The sequence below is a fragment of the Streptomyces sp. NPDC050658 genome (genome assembly GCF_044457025.1).
Classification (GTDB): domain Bacteria; phylum Actinomycetota; class Actinomycetes; order Streptomycetales; family Streptomycetaceae; genus Streptomyces.
In genome coordinates, this window is sequence record NZ_JBITGM010000001.1 from 227,746 (window position 1) to 248,379 (window position 20,634).

Consider the following 20,634-nt stretch of genomic DNA (forward strand, 5'->3'; position numbering starts at 1 on the left):
CTGCCTGTGCGGTGCTCAGTCGCGTGCATGGGGTATCGCACTGCGACCCGGACCGACCGGCAACAGTTGCCCGGGGTTGCAAGTCACCACAGGACGTACGCAACCGGAGCAGGATCAGCTTCGGTTCACGGCGCCGCGAGGGCTCACGCGGCGGCGGGCTCCGGCTCCCGCACGATCACCAGGAAGGCGTCGCTCGCGAGGTCCATGACGACCTCCGCCGGCTGCCCCTCCATGCGGCGGGCCCGTGCGAACTCCTCCGCGGGCCACGATCCGCGCGGCCCGCCGGCCGGAAAGCGTCCCAGTACCACTCGGCTGTTCATCGTCGTTGTCGTCATCGTCGTCTTCCTGCTCCCCCGTCGGCAGTCCCGCAAAGGACTCTCAGGGAGTAGAACGCGCCGCGGGGCGAGAAGGACTCACAACGTGACGTACCTGACACCGAGTTGTATCGGTACCTCAGTCCTCGTACTCGTCAGCCCTCGTACCCGTCAGTCCTCGTACCCGTCAGTCCTCGTACCCGTCAGTCCTCGTACTCGTCGTGATACCGCACCCGCCCGCTGCCCGCCGGAGCGCCCAGCGCCGACGACCGCCCCTTCGGCTCCTCCCACTCCTCCTGCCGGCCGAGGGCGGTGAGGTCGAGGAGGCTGGAGTAGGAGCCCACCCAGTCGGTGCCCCGGTCGAACGTCGAGTACGTGTGGAAGACGCGGTCGCCGTCCCGCAGGAAGCAGCTCAGACCTGGTACGTCGACGGAGTGGCCGTCCTCGTCGAGGGTGGCGTGGAAGTCGTGGTTGAAGTCGTCGCCGTTCGACGAATACCACGGCACCGTCCAGCCCATGCGCGCCTTGAAGGGCAGGATCCTGGTGAACGGCGCGCGGGAGACGGTGACGAAGTTGGTGCCGCGGGCCCGCAGATGGGCGAGGTGCCCGATCTGGTCGAGGAACGCCGAGCAGCTGGTGCAGCCCGCGTCCCACTCCGGGGCGAACATGAAGTGATGGACGATCAGTTGGGCGTGCCCGTCGAAGAGGTCGAACAGGGTCGCCTTGCCGTCGGATCCGTCGAACAGGTACTCCTTCTCGATCTCCACCATGGGAAGCCTGCGCCGCTCGGCGTTGAGCGCGTCGCGCGCCCGCGTCTCGGCCTTCTCCTTGGCGAGCAGTTCCGCGCGCGCGGCGACCCACTCCTCGCGCGTGACGATGTCGGGAAGTCCCATGGTCCCTCAGTCCCTCCTGCGGGATCCGCACGTCGGATCCGTGCCTTCGGAGGTGTGACCCGAGCACTCACCGGAACTCATCGGTCTGCGCGAAGAAAGTTTGAGATTTTCTGTTACGCCTGGTCAGTGGCCCGAAGTCCGGCCTGGGCGCCTGACCTGAACGCCTAGAAGGTGACCGGGAGTCCGAGCAGACCGCGGGCCCGCGTCGAGGGCCGCCACCGCAGTTCCTCCGGGGGCACGGCGAGCGCGAGGCGGGGGAAGCGTTCGATGAGGGCGCCGAGCGCGGTTGCCGTCTCCAGGCGGGCGAGGGGCGCGCCCACGCAGTGGTGGATGCCGTGGCCGAGGGCGAGCTGCCCCGTGGTGTCGCGGCCGATGTCGAGGCGGTCGGCGTCGGCGAATCGGCGCGGATCGCGGTTGGCGGCGGACGGCGAGAGCAGCACGGTCTCGCCCGCGGGTACGGTGACGCCGCCGATGGTGACGTCCTCCAGCGGGAAGCGCCGGATGGCGAGCAGAGCTGGACCGTCGTACCGCATGAACTCCTCGACGGCACGCGGCAGTTTGGAGGGATTCTTACGCAGGGCCGCGAGCTGGTCGGGGTGGCGCAGCAGGGCGAGGGCGGCGTTGCCGATGAGCTGGACGGTGTTCTCGTACCCGGCGAAGAGGATCAGGAAGGCGAGCGACATCAACTCGTCCTCGCTGAGCCGGCCGCCTTCGCCTGCGCGCTCGTCTCTTACGGTCTCGTCCCGTACGGTCTCGTCCCGTACGGCGATGAGGTCCGACAGCAGATCGTCGGCGGGCCTCTCGCGCTTCTGGGCCAGCAGCCGGGTGAAGAAGCCGAGCATCGCGACGACGGCCTCCTTGGCGCCCTGCGGCCGTGCCGGGTCGGGCGCGACCAGGGCGTCGGTCCAGGCGCGGAAGTCGGGCCGGTCGTCCCCGGGGACGCCGAGCAGGTCGCAGATGACGGTGATCGGCAGCGGGGCGGCGTAGCCGGCGACGAGGTCGGCGCGTCCCAACGGCTCGACGGCGTCGAGGAGTTCGTCGGCGGTGCGCCGGATCGGTGCGCGCAGGCTCTCCACGCGGCGCGCGGTGAACGCCTTGGTGGCCAGACGCCGGATGCGGGTGTGGTCCGGCGGGTCCATGTTGAGCAGGTTCGCGTCCAGGGCGGGCGGCAGCGCGAAGCCCCGGTAACCGCCGGGCAGCGCATGGCTCTTGTCGAGCGAGAGCCTGGGGTCGGCGAGTGCGGCGCGGACGTCGTCGTACCGCGTGACCAGCCAGGCCGGGCTGCCGTCGGGTCCCGCGACGCGGTGCACGGGGGCGGTGTCACGCAGCCGCGCGTACCCGGCGTACGGGTCGTCGACGAGTCCTTCGGCGGGGTCCGGCTGCGGTGCGTGCGGCATGCCCCCACCCTAGGCAGCGGCCTTGCGGAGCCTGTCGTCAGCCCTGGTAGTCCTGGATGCGCTTGCCGTGGCTGCGGTCGATCAGCGCGGGCAGCTCGGCGGTCAACTCCCCTACGATCTCCGGCACATCAAGGGTCAGCAGCCGCCCGTCGCGCATCAGGACCCGCCCGTCGACGATCGTCGTGCGGACGTCCGCCGAGCGGGCGCTGTGCACGAGCGTGGCCGCCAGGTCGTGCACCGGCTGGGTGTGCGGCCCGGTGAGGTCGACGAGGACGATGTCGGCGCGGCGCCCCGGCGCGAGGCTGCCGATCTGCTCGCCGAGGCCGACGGCCCGCGCGCTCTGCAGCGTGGCGTGGTGCAGCGCCTGACGGGAGGTCAGCCAGCGCGGGTCGCGCTCGGTGGACTTCTGCACGAGCGCGGTGAGCGCCATGGACTCCCACACGTCGAGGGAGTTGTTGGACGCGGCCCCGTCGGTGGCGAGGCCGACGGGGATGCCGAGGTCGCGCAGGGCGCGTACGGGTGTGGTGTCCCAGCCGAACTTGAGGTAGCCGCGCGGTGCGGAGGCGACGGCGACGCGGCCCGTGGCCTGCCGCAGCACGGGCAGGTCGCGGTCGAGGATGCCGGTGCCGTGCGCGATGAGGACGTCGACGTCGAGGAGTCCGGTGCGGTGCAGCACCTCGATGGGCGTACGGCCGTTCCGGTCCAGGCTGTTCCGGGTCTGCTCGGCATTCTCCGAGGCGTGCAGATGCACCAGCAGTCCGTGTTCCCCGGCGAGTCGGGCGGTCGCGGCGAGGTCGGCGTCGTCGACGGTGTACGGCGCGTGCGGGGCGAGGGATGTGGTGATGCGGCCGTCGGCATCGCCCTGGCGCCGGAGCGCGAACTCCAGGGAGGCTTCCCGCCCCTCGGGCCCCTGCGAGGAGAAGAACGCCGCGCCCAGGTTGGCCCGCAGCCCGCTGTCCGTCACCGCGTCGGCGACGGCGTCCATCGCGAAATAGTGGTCGGCGAAGCACGTCACCCCGCCCCGGATCAGCTCGGCGCAGGCGAGGCGGGCACCGAGCGCGACGACCCGTTCCGTCAGATTGGACTCGATGGGCCAGATCCAGTCGTTGAACCACTCGTGGGCCGGCAGATCCTCCGCGAGGCCGCGCAGGGCCACCATCGGGGTATGCGTATGACAGTTGATCAGCCCCGGCAGGGCGGCCTGGCCGCGGGCGTCGACGGTCTCGGCGGCGGCCAGCCCGGCCACGGCCTCGCTCGTGGTGACGGAGTCGATCAGCCCGTCCCGGACGACGATCGCGGCGTCCGCACGGAAGCGGATCGTCTCGTCCGCGTCATGGACGAGGGCGGTGCAGCCGGTGACGACGAGATCGGCGGGGCCTTGCGCGGGAGGCGGCGTCATCTCTTCACGGTACGGGGAGTGCGCATCCCGTGCCCTGTCACGTCGCCGGTTTCGCGAGCACTCTGACGTCAACCGACGAACGCGCGACGTCACCGGCGGACCCGTGACATCAACCGGCGTTCCCGTACGGAAAATTGGAGCCCGCCATGCTCCTAGGCACCTGGAACCTGGAGAACCTCTACCGGCCCGGCGGCAGGTTCGGGCCCAAGGACAAGGCCGCGTACGAGGCGAAGCTGGCCTCGCTCGCGACGACGATCAAGGCCTTGCGACCCAGTGTCCTCGGCGTACAGGAGGTCGGTGACCCCGAGGCCGTGCAGGATCTGGCCGGCATGCTCGGGGAGCGCTGGAACGTGCTGCTCTCCGAGCACGCGGACGACCGGGGCATCCGGGTCGGCTTCCTCGCCGACCTGCCGATGTCCGTCGTCGCCGACGAGAACTGCTTCCCCGGTCCGATGCGCCCGGTGCAGGCCGACGACTCGGGCCGCCCCGTGGCGCGGTCGGGGCGCGGCGTACTCGCGGTGAGCGTGTCGACGCGCGCGTTCTTCTTCGAGGCGGCGGTCTGCCACCTGAAGTCGAAACTCCTGTCGTATCCGGGCGGCCGTTTCCAGCCCGAGGACGAGGGCGAGCGGGCCCGCTACGGCGCCTACGCCCTGTACCGGCGTGCGGCGGAGGCCACCGTGGTGCGCTTCCTCGCCGACCGGATGCTGCACGGCGACGGCCGCCTGCACGAGGTGATGGTGCTCGGCGACCTGAACGACGAGGTCGCGTCGGCGACGACGCAGCTCCTCCTGGGCCCGCCGGGATCGGAGATCGGCACCCCCGGCTTCGACAAGCCGGACAAGGGCGACGCGCGGCGGCTGTGGAACGTGGCCCCGCTGATCCCCGCAGACCGGCGCTTCTCCCGGATCCACGCGGGCCGCCGCGAACTCATCGACCACATCCTGCTGAGCAAGAAGCTCCTCGGTTACGTCAAGGAGGCGGGCACGGGCGTACCGGGCGCCGCACCGACCGCGCTGCCGTCGCTCGCCGAGGACGAGGATCCGGCGGTGCGGAGGAACGCGGCGGGTTCGGACCATGCGCCGGTGTGGATCCGGATCGAGCGCTAGCTCCGCACTCTGACCGGGTCACGCGAGACCAGTCCCGTCTGAACCGGCACTTCACGCGACACGCGCGCACGTCGCCCGCGCGATTTCGGCGTACGTGACAGGCTGCCGTCAGCCCCGCGGAAGCACCGTGGACAGCACCCCCGGCAGCGGATACCAGTCGGACGACACGATGCTCGCGTGACCGCGGGCGAGCAGGGCGACCCGGTCGCGGGCCTGGGTCTCGGTCGGGTTGACGGAGTCGATGGCCGGGGCGACGTTGTGGGCGTCGGTCATGACGACCAGGTAGCGCCGGTCGGCGTACCACTTGGTGTCGATGCCGCCGCCCGCGTACGCGGAGGCGGCGCCGTCGAACAGCACGAACCAGGGCCTGATCGCCGCGTCCTGGTACCGGGCGCGCGGATCGCCCGGCTCGGCGCCGAGCACCGCGGGGAAGGCGGCGGCCTCGCCCAGGCGGCCGGCTGCCGCGAGGTCGCGCAGATGGGTGGCGTACTCGCGGTCGGTCCACAGGGTGTCCGCCGGGTTGCCCTGTTCGACGGTGCCGGGGATCAGCTCGACGACGAACTTCCCGGCCAGTGCGCTCCGTTGGGGCCAGCCGTCGGCGCGTACGGCCTCGTCGAGGGTGGCGTGTCCGCCGGTCAGCGTGCCGGGGCGGTAGACGGCGTCGCCGAGCTTGCTCGCCAGGAGGGCGTCGAGGTCGGCGGGGCCGCGGCCGTTCTTCGCCTGGAAGCCGTCCTTCAGCTCGACCTTCACCAGGATGGGCCGGTGTCCGGGGTGCGCGTCGTGCCAGCTGCGCATGTCCGCGAGGCAGCCGGCGAGGCTCTGGTCGCGCGGTTTGGTGCGCAGTTCGGCCGCGGTGGCGGCGTTCTCGCAGTTGTTGTCGTTGCCGAGCGGATTGCTGTGCGAGACGCGCCAGCCGCTGCCGAACACATTGGTCCATACGTCGAGTTCGAGCATCCCCGCGCCGGAGTCGAGCGCGTCGGCGAAGTAGGGGTACTTCGCCTTCTCGTAGGCGTTGTGGACGCCTACTCCGGTGGTCGAGGAGTACGGGGACGCGGGTGCGGGTTCGTAGACGGCGCGGTCGGCGCGGTCGGCGCGGTCGGCGTGGGCGGCTTGGGCGGGGCCACCGGCGGCACCCAGCGCGAGCGCGCCCGCCGCGACGACGGCCGCCGCGAGTCCCGCCCCTCTCGAATGCACCTTCATGTCCACTGCTCCCTACCGCCACACGGTCAAGTCCTCAGCAAAGTATGGGAGTTGAGTGACCGTTGGAAAGACGGCCGATTGCCGGGAGGGGGGAGATATCCGGCCGGGCGCGGGCGGGGACGGTCCATGGGCGTCACGAGTCCGCTACTGTCTGCCACCGTTGTGGATCTCCGTGTTCCGCGGAGGTTCCCAGCGTGCTCCACAGCGTTCTCCACCCCCCGCAGAAGCGTTCTCCACCCCCCGCAGAAAGGGCTCACGCCGCCATGCCGATCACTCTCTCCCCTGTCTCCCGCACCCGTCTCGCCGTGGCCGCCGCCGCGACGGCGGTCCTCGCGGTCGGCGCACCGGCCGCCTACGCCTCGCTGGACACGGCCGACACCCCGACCCGGACGACGCCGAGGACGGCGACGGTGGCGCGCGGCGACGCCTACACCGAGACCCGCCTCTTCTTCGGCACGGAACGCCCCGACGGCGGCCCCGATGTGACAGACGAGCAGTTCATGGCGTTCATCGACGACGAGGTGACGCCGTCGTTCCCCGATGGACTGACCGTGCAGGACGGACGCGGCCAGTGGCGCGACTCGAACGGCAAGATCGAGCGGGAGCGTTCGTACGAGCTGATCCTGCTGTACCCGACGAGCGAGGCACGCAAGCGCGACCCGCAGATCGAGGAGATCCGCTCGGACTACGAGAAGCTGTACGCGCAGGATTCGGTGGCCCGCCTGGACGACCGAACCCGCGTGGACTTCTGACGCTCGTACAGGTGCAGCGGGTTCAGGCCAGGGCGGGGAGCCCGCTGCCACGTTTCCACGATGTGACGCTCGAATGTGATGCTGCGGTGTGCGCAACAAGAACCTGAGGAAAGAACCGCAACAGCACCCGCAAAAGGAACCGGAGAGAGAACCGGAAGGTGAACCGGCAGGCAAGGAATCCGGCTGGCCCGACCGCCCCGGCGAGACAGCCCTGACCATCAAGGTCCCCGAGGCGGACCAGCTGGTGCGGGCGGACTTCCCGGCGCACGTGACGGTCCTGTACCCGTTCCTCCACGAGTCCCGTATCGACAAGTCGACCGACGCCGAACTGAGCCGCCTGTTCACGGCGCACCCCGAGTTCACCCTCGACTTCACGGAGTTCCGCCGCTACCCCGGAGTCCTCTACCTCCCCCCGGCCCCGCCGGACCCCATACAAGCCCTGACTCAGGCGCTGACCACCCGCTGGCCGGAGGCGATCCCGTACCGGGGCATCTTCGGCCCCGAGGGCTTGGACCCCCACCTGACGATCGCGAACCACGAGGGCCCGAAGACGTACGAGACGGCGTACGACACCCTGCAGTCCGAACTAGCCCCGCACCTCCCTCTCCGAGCCCGAGTCGGCGAGGTCCACTTGATAGTGAAGAGGAACGGCGCATGGCAGAACAGCAGGACGTACGCCTTGACGCCGACCAGGAGCGGGAGCGGGAGCGGGAGCTACCCGACCGGAAGCCGGAGCTGACGCCCCCGGCGCCACCCTCGACGACCTCGCAGGCTCACCCCTTCCGCACCTGCCCGATGGACCCGCTCTGGATCACGAACCCGCTCTGCACCCCACCACTGATGGTGTTGTAGACATCGCCCCGCCGCTCCGGCTCCCCCTGGGGAGCCAACTCGTCGAGCAGCGCCCGCAGTTCACCGGCGGCCTCGGGATCCGCCCGCAACGTACGCCGCATCCGCCCGCGCCACTCGGCCAGCACATCCGCCTCGGCCTCTTCATCAGAACTGTCCCGAGCGGCGGCAAGCTCGGCCCGCGCCTCCTCCAGCTCCCCCTCGACGACGTCCTCGTCCCCTTCCCGCCCCCGCGAGAAGAACCCGACGACCTTCCCCCTGACCTGCCCCCACCCATCGGTCACCATCTGCTGCACAAGAGCCGTAGCCCCCGCCGCCGCCAATGCGGTCAACTCAGCGTCCACCAGGCCTCCTCCATCTCACCGCCCACCACGAACCAACACCTTCACGGTAGCGCCGACCACCGACAATCCACTGGCGGACGGAGTCGTCTCCCTGCACGCTGACCCCCATGAACGCCACAGACACCGTCGACGCCACCGCACCCCCGACCCACCAGATCCGCGCCCAGTACACGGCCACGACGGTCACCGTCTACCAGGCGTACGCCCCCGCCATCGGCGAGGCGGCGGCACGAGACGGGCGGTTCCCCGCCGCGTGGAAACGGGACCGCATGACCTGGGTCAAGCCCTCGTTCCTGTGGATGATGTACCGCTGCGGGTGGGCCGCCAAGGAGAACCAGGAGACCGTCCTGGCCGTCGAGATCGCCCGTGAGGGATTCGAGTGGGCGCTGCGGAACGCGTGCCTTTCGCATTACCTTCCTGGCCTGCACCCCGACCAGGGCTCCTGGAAGCGGGACTTGCGGCGGGCGCCGGCGCGGGTCCAGTGGGATCCGGAGCGCGACCTGCGCCTCAACCCCCTCCCGCACCGCTCACTTCAGCTGGGGCTCGCGGGTGATGCCGCGCGGCGTTACGCCGACGAGTGGACGGTGTCGATCACGGACGTCACCGAGAAGGCCAGGGCCGTCCACACCCTCGTACGCGAGAACGATCTCGACGGTGCCGCCCGGCTGCTCCCCCGCGAGCAGCCCTACCCGGCCGCCGAGGGTCTGCTCGGTCATCTGACCGCGAGGAACCGGCGAGGCACCCCACCCGGATGATTCTTGAGGAACTGTCCGTCCGGGCCGCCGAGGCCGCCACTCGGCAAGGCGGCGGCGACCGTGCCTGCCGCCGTCAGACGGCGAGCGTGCGGATCAGCTTGTTGGCCTTGAAGTCCCGTGACTCGACGGTGAGTTTGCCGTCGGCTCCGAGGAGGACGCGCAGGCCCTGCGACTCCGCTCCCGAGCCCGGCTTCTCGCCGCCGTTGCCGTCCGGGCCGTACATGGTCTGAATGAAACCGGTGTTGACGACGGTGAAGCCCTTCGGGTCGCCGCCCTCGACGATCTTCTTCGCCGCCCAGTCGGAGCGGTTGAGGTCCCAGTGGGTGTGGCCGGAGAAGAAGACGACGTTCGGGTGGGCGCCGAGGATGGTCAGCAGGTCCGCCTCGTCGACGAAGTCCTGGTCGTAGAAGCGGGCGGCGTCCGGGCCCGTCGTGCCGGAGACCGAGCCCGGCAGGACGTGGTGGCTGAAGATCAGTACGTAGGGCTTGTCCGCATGCGACTTCAGCGTGCTGTCCAGCCAGGAGAGCTGGGACGAACCCAGCGTCACGAAGGGCGGGTTGGTGCCGTTGACCGCGGGCTTGGTCGTGCCGATGAAGAGCAGGGGGAGATCGCCTGCCGTCGTCCGGGAGTACACGTCCGGCATGCCCGTGTAGTCCAGGAAGCGCTTGACCTGGGTGTCGAAGGGGTCGGCGTTGTACTGCTCGTGATTGCCGAGCGCGGCAAGGACCCGCTCCGGGTGGGGGTGGCCGGCGAGCGTCGCGTAGAGGTCCTCGTACTGCTGGGCGGCGCCCTGTGCGACCAGGTCGCCCGCGATGACCAGGGCGTCGGAGCCGCCGAAGGAGTTCAGGTCGTCCAGCGCGTTCCCGAAGTCGGCCAGGTCGCCCTGGATGTCGGAGATGACGTCAAGGGCGGTGACGGGGGCCGCCCCCTTCGGCTTCCGGGCGGCGGCGGCCTGCGCGGCGGTGAGGCCGCCCAAGGGAATGGTGGCGAGCGCGATGCCGCTCGCGGTGAGGAAGCTTCTGCGGGTGGGGGGAGTTTTCATGGCCGGGAGAGTAACGGGGGTGCTGGAACGGGGAGTTGGACTCGACGCGGCCACTTGTTGGACTGTTGGAGATCATTACGGTCCGAGCAGCGCCGTCAGCGCCCCCACCGGATCCTCGTCCGCCTCCCCCTCCGGCCACCAGTCGTCGTGGCCCGGCTCGCTTCGGTACGGGTACCAGCGGGCGTCCCTGCCGTAGCGGAGCTGGAGGGTGCCGGACGCGTCGGTGAGATGGTTGCGGTGGATCGTCATGCGGGGGAGGTCCGCCGTGATCAGGGCGCCTCTCGCCCGGTCGAAGGGGCCCGCCGGGGGGTCCCAGGGGGATTCCAGGACCGACAGGCCCTCCTCACCGCCCTGCCGCCAGGCCGCTGCCGCGCGGGAGAGGTCCGCGGGGGTGTGCCTCACCGCCCTTGCCAGCTCGGCGAACTGGCGGGTGAAGCTGCGGCGGCCGGTCAGGCCTGGGTGCGATGCGGCCAGGCGGGCCGCGTCCCGCCAGGGGTCCCGGCATGTGAAGGGGTCCGCGCCGGTCGTCAGGTAGGCGTGGGCGCGGGTCGTCGCGTCCGTCGCCAGGAACTCCAGGGATGTGGCGTCCGGGGCGCCTGGGACGGACGGGAGCAGTGGGGGTTCGCCCGGGTGGGCGGGGGGCCGGAGCGGGGGTGGGAGCGGGGGGCGGTAGTCCGTGGCCAGGGCCTCGCGGGCCGGCGTGCCCGGGAGCGGCGATGCCGCCTCTTCGCCTGTGCCCCCCGACTCTTCCCTCGCCGCCTCCTGGGCGTTGCGGTGGGCCAGTTCATCCAGGAGCGCCGACTCGTCCCCGCCTCGCAGGAGGAGGAGTACGAACGGGTCCGCGTCCAGGAGTCGCGCCGTCTGGTACGTCAGCGCCGCCGCGTGCTTGCAGGGGCGTCCGTGGTCCGGGCAGCTGCAGGACGGGATCAAGTCGCCCGGGCCGGGGAGGAGTTGGGTGTGCGGTTCGCTCGCCGGATCCGCCAGCGCCTTCGGCAACTCCTTGGCCAGGAGCGCCGCCATGTGCGCCGGGTCCGCCGCCACCGCGTCCAGGAAGCGGGCCCAGTCCTCCGGCGTCAGGGTGCGCATCCGGATCTCCGCCCGGTAGGGGCGCGGGCGGCTTCCGTGTACGTACGCCACGATGCGGCCCGGCGAGACCGTGATGGTGTCCACGTGGCCCTCACGGGCGTAGGCGCGCCCCCGGGCCAGTCGCCCCGCGTCCAGCGAAGTGCTCTCCAGCGCCTCGATCCAGGCGTTGCCCCACCAGGACGCGGCGAACGGGGCCTGGGGGTCGGGGTGTCGGGGGAACGGCGGGAAGACCCTGCCCGCGCCGGAGGAGCGGGCGACCCCCGTCAGCCCGGTGCGGGCGGCGTCCCCCGTTCCGCGACGCGCGCCGCCCGCACCGGCGGCATCCCCCGTTCCGCGACCCGCGCCGCCCCTCATCCCACCCTCCGCAACGCCACCAGGTCCGCCAGCTCCGCGTCCGACAGTTCGGTCAGTGCGGCCTCGCCGTCACCGAGGACCGCGTCCGCCAACGCCTGCTTCGCCGCGAGGAGTTCGGCGATGCGGTCCTCCACCGTGCCCTCGGCGATCAGGCGGTGGACCTGGACCGGCTGGGTCTGGCCGATGCGGTAGGCGCGGTCGGTTGCCTGGTCCTCGACCGCCGGGTTCCACCAGCGGTCGTAGTGGATGACGTGGCCCGCGCGGGTCAGGTTCAGGCCCGTGCCGGCCGCCTTCAGGGAGAGCAGGAAGACCGGGGCGCCGCCCGACTGGAAGCGGTCCACCATGGCCTCGCGCTGCGGGACCGGCGTACCGCCGTGCAGGAGTTGGGTGTCGATGCCTCGCGAGGAGAGGTGCGATGCGAGCAGGCGCGCCATCTCCACGTACTGCGTGAAGACCAGGACCGCGCCGTCCTCGGAGAGGATCGTGTCGAGGAGTTCGTCGAGGAGCTCCAGCTTGCCCGAGCGGGAACGGCCCCCGCGCGTGGTGATCGCGCCGTCCTTCAGATACTGCGCCGGGTGGTTGCAGATCTGCTTGAGGGCCATGAGCAGTTTCATGACCAGGCCACGGCGTGCGATGCCCTCGGACGCCTCGATGCGGGCCATGGTCTCGCGCACCACCGCCTCGTACAGGGAGGCCTGTTCGCGGGTGAGCGTGACGGGGTGGTCCGTCTCCGTCTTCGGCGGGAGTTCCGGGGCGATGCCCGGGTCGGACTTCTTGCGGCGGAGGAGGAAGGGGCGCACGAGGCGGGAGAGGCGGGAAATCGCCTCCTCGTTCTCCGCCGTCTCGCCGCCCTCCACCAGGCGGGCGTGGCGCGCGCGGAACGACTTGAGCGAGCCGAGCAGGCCCGGCGTGGTCCAGTCGAGCAGCGCCCAGAGCTCGGAGAGGTTGTTCTCGACGGGGGTGCCGGTCAGCGCGACCCGCGCCGCCGAGGGGATGGTGCGCAGCGCCTTCGCCGTCGCCGCGTGCGGGTTCTTGACGTGCTGGGCCTCGTCCGCGACCACCAGACCCCAGGCGTGGGACGCCAGTTCGGACGCGCTCGTGCGCATCGTGCCGTACGTCGTGAGGACGAAGCCGCCCCGCAGGTCGCCCTGGAGGCTGCGGCCCGTGCCGTGGAAGCGGCGCACCGGCACGCCCGGCGCGAACCGTTCGATCTCCCGCTGCCAGTTGCCGAGCAGCGACGCCGGGCAGACCACGAGCGTAGGCTCGGGACGGGCCCGGTGCAGATGGAGGGCGATCAGCGTGACCGTCTTGCCCAGGCCCATGTCGTCGGCGAGGCAGCCGCCGAGGCCGAGGGACGTCATCCGGTCGAGCCAGGCCAGGCCGCGGAGTTGGTAGTCGCGGAGGGTCGCGGCGAGGGCGGGCGGCTGCGCCACAGGGCGCAGGTCGTCCGTGAGGCGTTCGCGCAGGCGGGCCAGCGCGCCCACCGGCACGGCCTCGACCCGCTCGCCGTCCACCTCGGCGCCACCCGTCAGCGCCACGGACAGCGCGTCCACGGGGTCGAGCAGGCCCAGGTCGCGCTTGCGTGCCTTGCGTACGAGGTCGGGGTCGACCAGCACCCACTGGTCACGGAGGCGCACGACGGGGCGGTGCGCCTCGGCCAGGAGGTCCATCTCCGCCTCGGTGAGCGGATCATCCTCTCCCTCGGAGCCCAGCGCCAACTGCCAGCGGAATTCCAGGAGTTGCTCGGTCTTGAAGAAGTCGAAGTTGTCGGCCGCCGTGCCCGGCGCGGGGCGCACGACGGCCGTTGCCGTCAGGCCCCGGATCAGCTCGCGCGGCCAGTGCACGGCAACGCCCGCCGCGCCCAGCCTGGCCGCCGCGGCGCCGAGGAGCTCGTACAACTCCCCTTCGGTGAGCGGCAGTACGTCCGGCTGCGGCCGTTCGAGGAGCCGGGCGAGCGGCGGCCACACGCGGGCGGCGCGGCGTACCGCGAGGAGTGTGTCGACGCGGGCGCGCGGCCCGAAGTGATCGGCTCCGGCCCAGAGTTGAGCCGCGTCCGCGACGAGCGTGGGGTCGGCGAGGCTGTGCACCTGAAGCACTGCGGCGGCGGCATCGGCGCGGTCCTCGGAGTGGCGCCCGGAGGCGGATTCCCCGGAGGCGGATTCCCCGGAGGCGGATTCCCCGGAGGCGTCGAACACCTCGTGCGCCCGCAGATCCAGCCGCAGCGACACCCGCACCCCGGCATCCATCCCGGCCGCCACCTCCGCCGCCCACTCCCGCGCGCCCGGCATTCGCTGCGGGGCGCGCGCGGCGAACGGCGTGCCGACCGCGTGCGCGGCTGCGGGCGTCCGGGGCAGGACGTCCACGACGGCGTCGACGAAGGCTCTGACCAGGGCGGACGGCTCCGGAAGGAGGAGGGGGCGGCTGCCGGGGAGGGGTACGGCGTGCGCCTCGGCCGGCAGTGCGGCGGCGATCGCACGCAGCTGCGTGACGTCGTCCGCGTCGAGCGGCCCGGCCCGCCAGGCGTCGAGGTCGTCGCCGGTGAGGCCGGGCAGCAGCCGGCCCCGCGCGGCCAGGTGCAGGGCGTGCCGGGCGGCGGCAGCCCAGCAGGCGACGGCGGGGTGCGGCTGGACCCGCTCGGCGTGCAGCAGCAGCGGCAGCGCGTCGGCGACCGGGAGGATCAGCGCGGGGACGGTGCGCGTACGGACGCCCTTGCCGTGCCGACGTACGACGGGAATCTCCCCCTCGACGACACCGGGCAGCGCCCCCTCCGCACCGGACAGCACCCCCTCCGCATCAGGCAGCAGCGCCCCGCCCGCACCGGACACCCCCGCCGGAAGCTCCCCCTCCGGCGCCCAGAAGGCCACCCGCCCCTCGCGCGGCACCCCGGCCGGCAGGAACACCGCGGCGCAGGACCTCAGCAGCTCACGGCCGCCCGGAGGCACGGAGGCGTCACCGGCGTCCCGTACCCGCACCGCCGTCACGTTCACCGCCTCGCTCACCCTCGGCCACTCGCACGTCATTCCCGACCGCCAGCCTAAGTCAGCACGCCGGCCACCTCGGAAGTCAGCACTTCGGCCACCTCGGAAGTAGGCAAGTCGACCACCCCGGGATGAACGCTGGTAGGAAACTTTCCTAACAATAGTTCACCCCAAGTTATTGACGCGCACATGCCGCCTCGACAAGATGCCTGCGGAACGGTCCCCCACACCGCTCACGGCCCCCGAGCCGATCTAGGAGACGGACATGCCGCCCACCCCCCGCAGCAACTCCCGCAAGAAAAAGGCCCGTTGGGCCGTCCCCGTCGCCACCGGCGCCGCACTCGCCCTCGTCGGCGGAGTCCTGCTCTGGTCCCCCGCCGACGAGGCGGACGCAGCACCGACCGGCAAGGCCGCGCAGAACACACAGAACACGCAGAACTCGCAGAACACGCAGGCCGCGTTCACCGCGGTCGCCGCCGGCGACATCGCCGAGCAGTGCACCGAGGGCGACAGCGGCTGCGAGCACCCCAAGACCGCCGCGCTCGTCGAGAAGCTGAACCCGTCCTTCGCCATGACGATGGGCGACAACCAGTACGACGACGCCCGGCTCCAGGACTTCGAGAAGTACTACGACACCACCTGGGGCGCCTTCAAGGACAAGACGCGCCCCACGCCGGGCAACCACGAGACGTACGACCCGGAGGGCTCGCTCGCGGGCTACAAGTCCTACTTCGGGGACATCGCGTACCCGAAGGGCGAGAGCTACTACAGCTACGACAAGGACAACTGGCACTTCATCGCGCTCGACTCCAACAGCTTCGACGACGACGCGCAGATCGACTGGCTGAAGGCCGACCTCGCCGCCAACTCCAAGAAGTGCGTGGCCGCTTACTGGCACCACCCGCTCTTCTCCTCCGGCGAGCACGGCAACGACCCGGTCAGCAGGCCGGTCTGGAAGCTGCTCCACGACAACAAGGCCGAGCTGGTGCTCAACGGCCACGACCACCACTACGAGCGGTTCGCACCGCAGAACGCGGACGGCGAGGCCGACGAGAACGGCATCGTCGAGCTGCTCGCCGGAATGGGCGGCGCCAACCCGTACGACATCGAGGAAGTGCAGCCCAACAGCGAGAAGCGGCTCACCAAGACCTTCGGCGTGGTGAAGCTGGACTTCACGGACACCGGGTTCTCCTGGGACCTCGTCGGCACGGACGGCTCGACGAAGGACAGCAGCCCGTCCTACGAGTGTCACTGAGCCGCCCGGATGTATCTGGCATCCACTGACGCGGTCGCGAAGGCGAAGGGCAGGGCAGGGGCGCAGGCCGACGCCGAAGAGGCGCGGCCCGCACCGCCACCGGGCCCGGCCAAGCGCGGCCGCGTCGCCGGGCCCGTCCTCGCCCTCGGCGCGGTCAGCCTGGTCACCGACATCTCCTCCGAGATGGTCACGGCGGTCCTGCCGCTCTACTTCGTGCTCCAACTCGGCCTCTCCCCCCTCCAGTTCGGATTCCTCGACGGCCTCTACAACGGCGTGACCGCGTTCGTGCGGCTGCTCGGCGGATACGCCGCCGACCGCGGCGGACGGCACAAGCTCGTCGCGGGCGGCGGCTACGCCCTCTCCGCGCTCTCCCGGCTCGGCCTGCTCCTCGCGGGCGGCGCCACGGCCGGGATCGGCGCGGCGCTCGCCGCCGACCGCATCGGCAAGGGTGTGCGCACCGCGCCGCGCGACGCGCTGATCTCGCTGAGCAGCCCGCCCGACGCCCTCGGCCGCGCCTTCGGCGTGCACCGCGCGATGGACACGACGGGTGCGCTGCTCGGGCCGCTCGCCGCGTTCGCGCTGCTGTGGGCGACGGCCGACGCGTACGACGCCGTGTTCGTGGTCAGTTTCTGCTTCGGGCTGCTCGGCGTACTGATGCTCGTGGCGTTCGTGCCGGGCCGCCACGACACGGTCCCGGCGGTGCGGGCGGCCGCCGACCACCCGTCAAAGACCAAGCGGGGCAAGGTTCTTGACCTTCTCCGCGTCCCCGCCTTCCGCCGGATCCTCGGCGCCGCGGCGCTGCTCGGCGCGGCCACCATCGGCGACGCCTTCCTCTATCTGCTGCTGCAGCGGCGGCTCGACTTCGCGGTGAGCTGGTTCCCGCTGCTTCCGCTCGGCGCCGCCGCCGTCTATCTGCTGCTCGCGGTGCCGGCCGGGCGGATCGCCGACCGGGTGGGCCGCCGGGTGCCGTTCCTGGCCGGGCACGCGGCACTGCTCGGCGGGTACGTGCTGCTGCTGTGCCCCACCGACGGCCTGCCCCTGCTCATCGGCGTACTGCTGCTTCTCGGCATCTTCTACGCCGCCACCGACGGCGTCCTGATGGCGCTCGCCACGCCCGTGCTTCCCTCGGGCCGCCGGGCGAGCGGCATGGCGGTGCTCCAGACGGGCCAGGCCCTCGCCCGGCTGGTCGCCGCCGCCGGCTTCGGTGCGGCGTGGACGCTGTGGGGCGTCGGCCCGGCGCTGACCTGCGCGGTACTCGCCCTCGCGGCGGCGCTGGCGGGTGCGGCACTGCTGCTGCCCCGCGCCGAAGGCTCCGGACGCGCCGGAGTACCCGGCGGCGGCGGAGCCACCGAAGCCCCCGAAAGGCAGGCATGACCCCACCCCCACGCTCACTCCGCGCCCGCGTCATCGCCGTGGCCGCTGCCGCCGCCGTCCTCGCCACGGTGGCCGTCGCCTACACGCTGCACGCGGCCGGGCGCGCCGAACCGACCGCCACCGCCTCGGAGTTCGCGCTCGACGCCGGGCAGCTGTACTTCCGCAGCTCGGAGGCCGGCGCGGGCCGCGTCGCGCGCACCGCGACGCGGCCCGGCAAAGGACCGCGCAAGGAACCCCGCACCACCGGAGGCCCCTCCTGTGAGCGGTTCTACGCCGCCGGGGGCACCGCACTCTGCCTCCAGCGCCGCTCGGGCATCCCGCCCAAGTCTTACGCGGTGGTCCTGGACGACCGGCTCCGCGAGAAGCGCCGCATCGCGCTCACCGGCATCCCCAACAGGGCGCGGGTCTCGGCGTCGGGCCGGATGCTGTCGTGGACGATGTTCGCGACCGGCGACTCCTACGCGGGCTCGTCCTTCTCCACGCGTACGTCGATCCTGGACACCCGCACCGGCTATCTCATCAAGAACATGGAGCAGATCCCCCTCACCCTCGACGGCCGCCGTTACCACTCCCCCGACGTCAACTACTGGGGCGTCACCTTCACGAAGGACGACAACCGCTTCTATGCGACGGTCTCGACGAAGGGCAAGACGTACCTCGTCGAGGGCGACATGAAGAAGTGGGCGGCGCGCACGCTGCGTACGAACGTCGAGTGCCCGTCGCTCTCCCCCGACAACACCCGCATCGCGTTCAAGAAGCGGGTACGGAAGGGGACTTCGGACCCCTGGCGGCTGTACGTCCTCGACCTGCGCACGATGCGCGAGCGCCCGCTCGCCGAGTCCCGCGGCGTCGACGACCAGGCGGCGTGGCTGGACGACGACACCCTCGCTTACGCCCTGCCGGGCGGGGAGGGCCGCAAGCAGGACATCTGGTCGACGCGGGCGGACGGCGAAGGGAAGCCGAAGTTGCTGGTGGCGGGAGCGAGTTCACCGGCGCAGGTGAACTGACGCCCGCGCGCTCAGCCGAGGAACTCCCCGATCGTCCCGACGAACCCCTCCGCGTCGTCGAGCCACGGAAAGTGCCCCGCTCCCGGCCGTACGACGAACGTGGCGTCGGGGAAGAGACCGGCCACCTCGGCCACGGCGGACGGCGGCGCGCCCAGGTCGAACTCCCCGGCGACCAGCAGCACCGGCGCCCCGAACGCGGCGAGCCCCGCGCGCGTGGCCTCGGGGTCGAAGGCACCGTCGGCGCCGAAGGCCTCGGTGACGGCCGGGTTCTGCTGGCCGGCCTCGGCGGCCTGATGGGCCTGGGCGGTCGCGTCCCATCTGCCGTACGAGAAGGGCGCGATGGCCTGCCAGCTGTCGGCGGTGGCGTTGCCGGACACGATGGCTTGCAGCGCCTCGAAGGCCTCGGGGAACCAGGGCTCGTCCCTGCGCAGGAGCGCCGTCGCACGCCGGGCCTCGCCGGGGATCGCGACGCCGACGGCCCTGGTGCTCGGGGTGATCAGGAGCAGCTTGCCCAGCCGTTCCGGGTGCCGGGCCGCGTACTGCACCGCGATGTTCGCGCCCGCGCTGTGCCCGAGCAGGTCGACGCGGTCGAGCCCGAGGTGCTCGCGCAGCGCCTCGACGTCGTCGACGAGCCGGTCGCACCGGCAGGACGTGAGATCGCCGGGGAGCGCCGACTGCCCGGTCCCTCGGATGTCCAGCATGATCAGCTTCCGCCGCGCGGAGAGCCCGCCGAGCTCGCCGAGATACACGGAGTCCTGCGGTCCGCCCGGCAGACAGATGAGCGGGGCGCCGTCACCGTACTCGTGAAAGGCGAGGTCGGTGCCGTCGTACGCGGAGAGGGTAGGCATGCGCGCGATCCTGACAGCGCGTTCCGGCCACGGCAACCGAAAACCGGACGGTCCGCCGGGCCCCGCCGCCGAATTCGGATGCGGAGGCCCGCCGCTCTCCCGCACGATCGGATCATGACCACTCCGCACCGCACCGTCGTGCCCACCCTCTTCCCGCCGCCCGGATACGCCCACTCCGCCGTCGTCGACGCCGGCACCCGCCTCGCGTTCATGGCGGGTTCGGTACCGCTGGACCCCGAGGGCAACCTCGTCGGGGAGGGCGACGTGCCCCGCCAGACCGCGCAGGTCATCGCCAACCTCGACGAGGCGCTGCGCGCGATCGGCAGCGATCTGTCCCAGGTGGTCACCAGCACGGTGTACGTCGTCGGCCACGAACCCGGCGTCCTGACCGAGGCCTGGGAGGTCGTCCGCGAGTCCGATCTGCACGCGGGCCCGCACACGTCGACGCTGCTCGGCGTCACGTGCCTCGGCTACCCCGGCCAGCTGGTGGAGATCACCGCCACGGCAGTGGTGCCGCCGGGCGCCTAGCCCTTGCTCCTAGCCCTTGCTCCTATCTCTTGCTCCTATCCCTTCGCCCTGCTCGCCAGGCCGAGGGCGTACTGCGGCCACCACTGGCCGGCGCGCGGGCCGCCCCGGCAGGTTCCGTCGGACTCGCCGGGGCGTTTGACCCAGAGATAGGCGTCGATCGCGGGGTCGCCGGTGCGGGTGGTCGGCGGGGTGCCGAGGGCGCGGCCCGGCGGATTGCACCAGGACAGGCCGGAGCCGGTGTAGGGGCCGTTGCCGTTGCGGCTGCTGTCCACGACGAAGTGCTTCGCGCCGCCGAGGGCGCGCACGAGACGGTGGCCGTACGCCGAACTGACCGCGTTCGTCTGGTAGTTGGAGACGTTGAGCGCGAAGCCGTCCGCCTTCGCGATGCCCGACTTCCGGAGCGGGGCGACAAGCCGGTGCTCGCCGGGGATCCAGCCGGAGTTGCCCGCGTCGAGGTAGACCTTGACCTGCGGGCGGGCCTTGAGCCGGCCGACGGCGTGGGCGAGCAGGGCGTACCGCTCGCTCGCGTCGGCCCGTGCGCAGCCGGCCACCTCCTGCGCGACGGCGTCCGGTTCGACCACGACGTACGCGGGGCGGTTGCCGATGCCTGCGGCGAACTCCTCGATCCACCGCCGGTACTCCGCCGCGCTCGCCGCCCCGCCCTGCGAGTACTCGCCGCAGTCGCGGTGCGGGATGTAGTACGCCACCAGCACGGGGGTGCGCCGGGCCCTGGCGGCCGCCTCCGTGACCGCGCGAGTCTTGGGGCCGGGGTGCGGGTCGTGCAGCCACACCGCCTGGGAGCGGGTGGCGATGCGGTCGATGAGCGCGGCCTGGGCGGTGTAGCCCTGGCGGCGCCACACGGTGGACTGCCGGAGCGCGGAGCTGTCCGGTTCGACCCAGAAGGCGGTGTCGCCGGGGGCGGCTCCGGGGGCGCCGGACGCCTCGGCGCAAGCACTCGCCGCCGCGCCGAAGAGCAGCGCGGCGGCGAGGAGCCCGGAACGGAGGGCACGGACAGGACGGACGGTACGGCGAAGGGCGACGGCGCGGGGCCTCAGACGGGCCTCGTCGGGTCGGACGGCCGGCTGTGACACCGGGCACCTCCAGCGGCTGGGCGCCGGACCGCCCGGCGCATTGCACGGAGTCTGCGGTCGTC

19 protein-coding genes are annotated in these 20,634 nt (G+C 72.0%); 8 read left to right on the forward strand and 11 right to left on the reverse strand.

Translation table 11 applies throughout. The features are described from left to right. Positions 1-143: 143 nt before the first annotated feature. The 4 genes from ACIBKX_RS01125 to ACIBKX_RS01140 all read right to left on the reverse strand — a co-directional run bounded on the left by ACIBKX_RS01125 (position 144) and on the right by ACIBKX_RS01140 (position 4,003). The gene (locus tag ACIBKX_RS01125; protein WP_363272560.1) at positions 144-335 is read right to left on the reverse strand and encodes a hypothetical protein; all 192 of its coding nucleotides are present in this window, start codon (positions 333-335) and stop codon (positions 144-146) included. A 182-nt stretch (positions 336-517) separates the two neighbouring features. Beyond that, complete coding sequence (locus tag ACIBKX_RS01130) at positions 518-1,207, reverse strand: DUF899 domain-containing protein (RefSeq protein WP_363272356.1); 690 nt, start codon at positions 1,205-1,207, stop codon at positions 518-520. A gap of 164 nt (positions 1,208-1,371) precedes the next feature. After that, the gene (locus tag ACIBKX_RS01135) at positions 1,372-2,604 is read right to left on the reverse strand and encodes a cytochrome P450 (protein WP_363272357.1); all 1,233 of its coding nucleotides are present in this window, start codon (positions 2,602-2,604) and stop codon (positions 1,372-1,374) included. Between the two features lie 37 nt (positions 2,605-2,641). Beyond that, positions 2,642-4,003, reverse strand: a complete 1,362-nt coding sequence (locus ACIBKX_RS01140) for an amidohydrolase (RefSeq protein ID WP_363272358.1) — start codon at positions 4,001-4,003, stop codon at positions 2,642-2,644. A gap of 146 nt (positions 4,004-4,149) precedes the next feature. Between ACIBKX_RS01140 and ACIBKX_RS01145 the strand changes: the two genes are divergently transcribed. Then, positions 4,150-5,109 carry an endonuclease/exonuclease/phosphatase family protein gene (locus tag ACIBKX_RS01145; RefSeq protein WP_363272359.1) on the forward strand — a complete coding sequence of 320 codons (960 nt, stop codon included), beginning with the start codon at positions 4,150-4,152 and terminating at the stop codon, positions 5,107-5,109. Positions 5,110-5,217: 108 nt separating this feature from the next. Here the strand turns inward: ACIBKX_RS01145 and ACIBKX_RS01150 are convergent, their stop codons facing one another. Beyond that, positions 5,218-6,309: a phosphatidylinositol-specific phospholipase C domain-containing protein gene (locus ACIBKX_RS01150; protein WP_363272360.1), complete on the reverse strand. Its 1,092-nt coding sequence runs from the start codon at positions 6,307-6,309 to the stop codon at positions 5,218-5,220. 263 nt (positions 6,310-6,572) lie between these two features. Here ACIBKX_RS01150 and ACIBKX_RS01155 point away from each other — a divergent pair, with 263 nt between their 5' ends. Both ACIBKX_RS01155 and ACIBKX_RS01160 read left to right on the forward strand, forming a co-directional pair. After that, complete coding sequence (locus ACIBKX_RS01155; protein ID WP_363272361.1) at positions 6,573-7,061, forward strand: DUF3574 domain-containing protein; 489 nt, start codon at positions 6,573-6,575, stop codon at positions 7,059-7,061. Between the two features lie 88 nt (positions 7,062-7,149). Then, the gene (locus ACIBKX_RS01160; protein WP_363272362.1) at positions 7,150-7,800 is read left to right on the forward strand and encodes a 2'-5' RNA ligase family protein; all 651 of its coding nucleotides are present in this window, start codon (positions 7,150-7,152) and stop codon (positions 7,798-7,800) included. A 34-nt stretch (positions 7,801-7,834) separates the two neighbouring features. Here ACIBKX_RS01160 and ACIBKX_RS01165 read toward each other — a convergent pair whose 3' ends face one another. Then, the gene (locus ACIBKX_RS01165) at positions 7,835-8,254 is read right to left on the reverse strand and encodes a hypothetical protein (protein ID WP_363272363.1); all 420 of its coding nucleotides are present in this window, start codon (positions 8,252-8,254) and stop codon (positions 7,835-7,837) included. Between the two features lie 107 nt (positions 8,255-8,361). On the opposite strand from ACIBKX_RS01165, the gene ACIBKX_RS01170 reads away from it, so the two are divergent. Continuing rightward, positions 8,362-9,009 (forward strand): DUF4291 domain-containing protein, encoded by a 648-nt coding sequence (locus ACIBKX_RS01170; RefSeq protein WP_363272364.1) that lies wholly within the window; start codon positions 8,362-8,364, stop codon positions 9,007-9,009. A gap of 73 nt (positions 9,010-9,082) precedes the next feature. Here ACIBKX_RS01170 and ACIBKX_RS01175 read toward each other — a convergent pair whose 3' ends face one another. The 3 genes from ACIBKX_RS01175 to ACIBKX_RS01185 form a co-directional block, all read right to left on the reverse strand. After that, the gene (locus ACIBKX_RS01175; protein ID WP_363272365.1) at positions 9,083-10,051 is read right to left on the reverse strand and encodes a DUF4073 domain-containing protein; all 969 of its coding nucleotides are present in this window, start codon (positions 10,049-10,051) and stop codon (positions 9,083-9,085) included. 75 nt (positions 10,052-10,126) lie between these two features. Next, a complete protein-coding gene (locus ACIBKX_RS01180) occupies positions 10,127-11,491 on the reverse strand; it encodes an SWIM zinc finger family protein (protein WP_363272366.1) in 1,365 nt (454 codons plus the stop codon). Continuing rightward, complete coding sequence (locus tag ACIBKX_RS01185) at positions 11,488-14,511, reverse strand: DEAD/DEAH box helicase (RefSeq protein WP_399375565.1); 3,024 nt, start codon at positions 14,509-14,511, stop codon at positions 11,488-11,490. Before ACIBKX_RS01185 ends, ACIBKX_RS01180 begins: the two co-directional genes overlap by 4 nt. A gap of 223 nt (positions 14,512-14,734) precedes the next feature. Between ACIBKX_RS01185 and ACIBKX_RS01190 the strand changes: the two genes are divergently transcribed. The 3 genes from ACIBKX_RS01190 to ACIBKX_RS01200 are packed head-to-tail and all read left to right on the forward strand — an operon-like array spanning position 14,735 to position 18,105. Next, a complete protein-coding gene (locus tag ACIBKX_RS01190) occupies positions 14,735-15,724 on the forward strand; it encodes a metallophosphoesterase (protein WP_363272367.1) in 990 nt (329 codons plus the stop codon). Positions 15,725-15,733: 9 nt separating this feature from the next. Then, complete coding sequence (locus ACIBKX_RS01195) at positions 15,734-17,098, forward strand: MFS transporter (protein WP_363272368.1); 1,365 nt, start codon at positions 15,734-15,736, stop codon at positions 17,096-17,098. After that, entirely contained in the window at positions 17,095-18,105 is a 1,011-nt protein-coding gene (locus ACIBKX_RS01200) for a hypothetical protein (RefSeq protein ID WP_363272369.1), read from the forward strand. The genes ACIBKX_RS01195 and ACIBKX_RS01200 overlap by 4 nt, the downstream gene beginning before the upstream one ends. An 11-nt stretch (positions 18,106-18,116) precedes the next feature. Here ACIBKX_RS01200 and ACIBKX_RS01205 read toward each other — a convergent pair whose 3' ends face one another. Next, positions 18,117-18,953: an alpha/beta hydrolase gene (locus ACIBKX_RS01205; RefSeq protein WP_363272370.1), complete on the reverse strand. Its 837-nt coding sequence runs from the start codon at positions 18,951-18,953 to the stop codon at positions 18,117-18,119. A 114-nt stretch (positions 18,954-19,067) separates the two neighbouring features. On the opposite strand from ACIBKX_RS01205, the gene ACIBKX_RS01210 reads away from it, so the two are divergent. Beyond that, positions 19,068-19,481 (forward strand): RidA family protein, encoded by a 414-nt coding sequence (locus tag ACIBKX_RS01210; protein WP_363272371.1) that lies wholly within the window; start codon positions 19,068-19,070, stop codon positions 19,479-19,481. 35 nt (positions 19,482-19,516) lie between these two features. On the opposite strand, the gene ACIBKX_RS01215 is transcribed toward ACIBKX_RS01210, so the two are convergent. Beyond that, the gene (locus tag ACIBKX_RS01215) at positions 19,517-20,536 is read right to left on the reverse strand and encodes a glycoside hydrolase family 6 protein (RefSeq protein WP_399375660.1); all 1,020 of its coding nucleotides are present in this window, start codon (positions 20,534-20,536) and stop codon (positions 19,517-19,519) included. Positions 20,537-20,634: the final 98 nt, after the last annotated feature.

What these genes read in the sequence shown, in the direction of transcription:
- ACIBKX_RS01125 (WP_363272560.1), bottom strand. Translation starts at nt 335, where the DNA reads ATGACGACAACGACGATGAACAGCCGAGTGGTACTGGGACGCTTTCCG.
- ACIBKX_RS01130 (WP_363272356.1), bottom strand. Translation starts at nt 1,207, where the DNA reads ATGGGACTTCCCGACATCGTCACGCGCGAGGAGTGGGTCGCCGCGCGC.
- ACIBKX_RS01135 (WP_363272357.1), bottom strand. Translation starts at nt 2,604, where the DNA reads ATGCCGCACGCACCGCAGCCGGACCCCGCCGAAGGACTCGTCGACGAC.
- ACIBKX_RS01140 (WP_363272358.1), bottom strand. Translation starts at nt 4,003, where the DNA reads ATGACGCCGCCTCCCGCGCAAGGCCCCGCCGATCTCGTCGTCACCGGC.
- ACIBKX_RS01145 (WP_363272359.1), top strand. Translation starts at nt 4,150, where the DNA reads ATGCTCCTAGGCACCTGGAACCTGGAGAACCTCTACCGGCCCGGCGGC.
- ACIBKX_RS01150 (WP_363272360.1), bottom strand. Translation starts at nt 6,309, where the DNA reads ATGAAGGTGCATTCGAGAGGGGCGGGACTCGCGGCGGCCGTCGTCGCG.
- ACIBKX_RS01155 (WP_363272361.1), top strand. Translation starts at nt 6,573, where the DNA reads ATGCCGATCACTCTCTCCCCTGTCTCCCGCACCCGTCTCGCCGTGGCC.
- ACIBKX_RS01170 (WP_363272364.1), top strand. Translation starts at nt 8,362, where the DNA reads ATGAACGCCACAGACACCGTCGACGCCACCGCACCCCCGACCCACCAG.
- ACIBKX_RS01175 (WP_363272365.1), bottom strand. Translation starts at nt 10,051, where the DNA reads ATGAAAACTCCCCCCACCCGCAGAAGCTTCCTCACCGCGAGCGGCATC.
- ACIBKX_RS01180 (WP_363272366.1), bottom strand. Translation starts at nt 11,491, where the DNA reads ATGAGGGGCGGCGCGGGTCGCGGAACGGGGGATGCCGCCGGTGCGGGC.
- ACIBKX_RS01185 (WP_399375565.1), bottom strand. Translation starts at nt 14,511, where the DNA reads ATGACGTGCGAGTGGCCGAGGGTGAGCGAGGCGGTGAACGTGACGGCG.
- ACIBKX_RS01190 (WP_363272367.1), top strand. Translation starts at nt 14,735, where the DNA reads ATGCCGCCCACCCCCCGCAGCAACTCCCGCAAGAAAAAGGCCCGTTGG.
- ACIBKX_RS01195 (WP_363272368.1), top strand. Translation starts at nt 15,734, where the DNA reads ATGTATCTGGCATCCACTGACGCGGTCGCGAAGGCGAAGGGCAGGGCA.
- ACIBKX_RS01200 (WP_363272369.1), top strand. Translation starts at nt 17,095, where the DNA reads ATGACCCCACCCCCACGCTCACTCCGCGCCCGCGTCATCGCCGTGGCC.
- ACIBKX_RS01205 (WP_363272370.1), bottom strand. Translation starts at nt 18,953, where the DNA reads ATGCCTACCCTCTCCGCGTACGACGGCACCGACCTCGCCTTTCACGAG.
- ACIBKX_RS01210 (WP_363272371.1), top strand. Translation starts at nt 19,068, where the DNA reads ATGACCACTCCGCACCGCACCGTCGTGCCCACCCTCTTCCCGCCGCCC.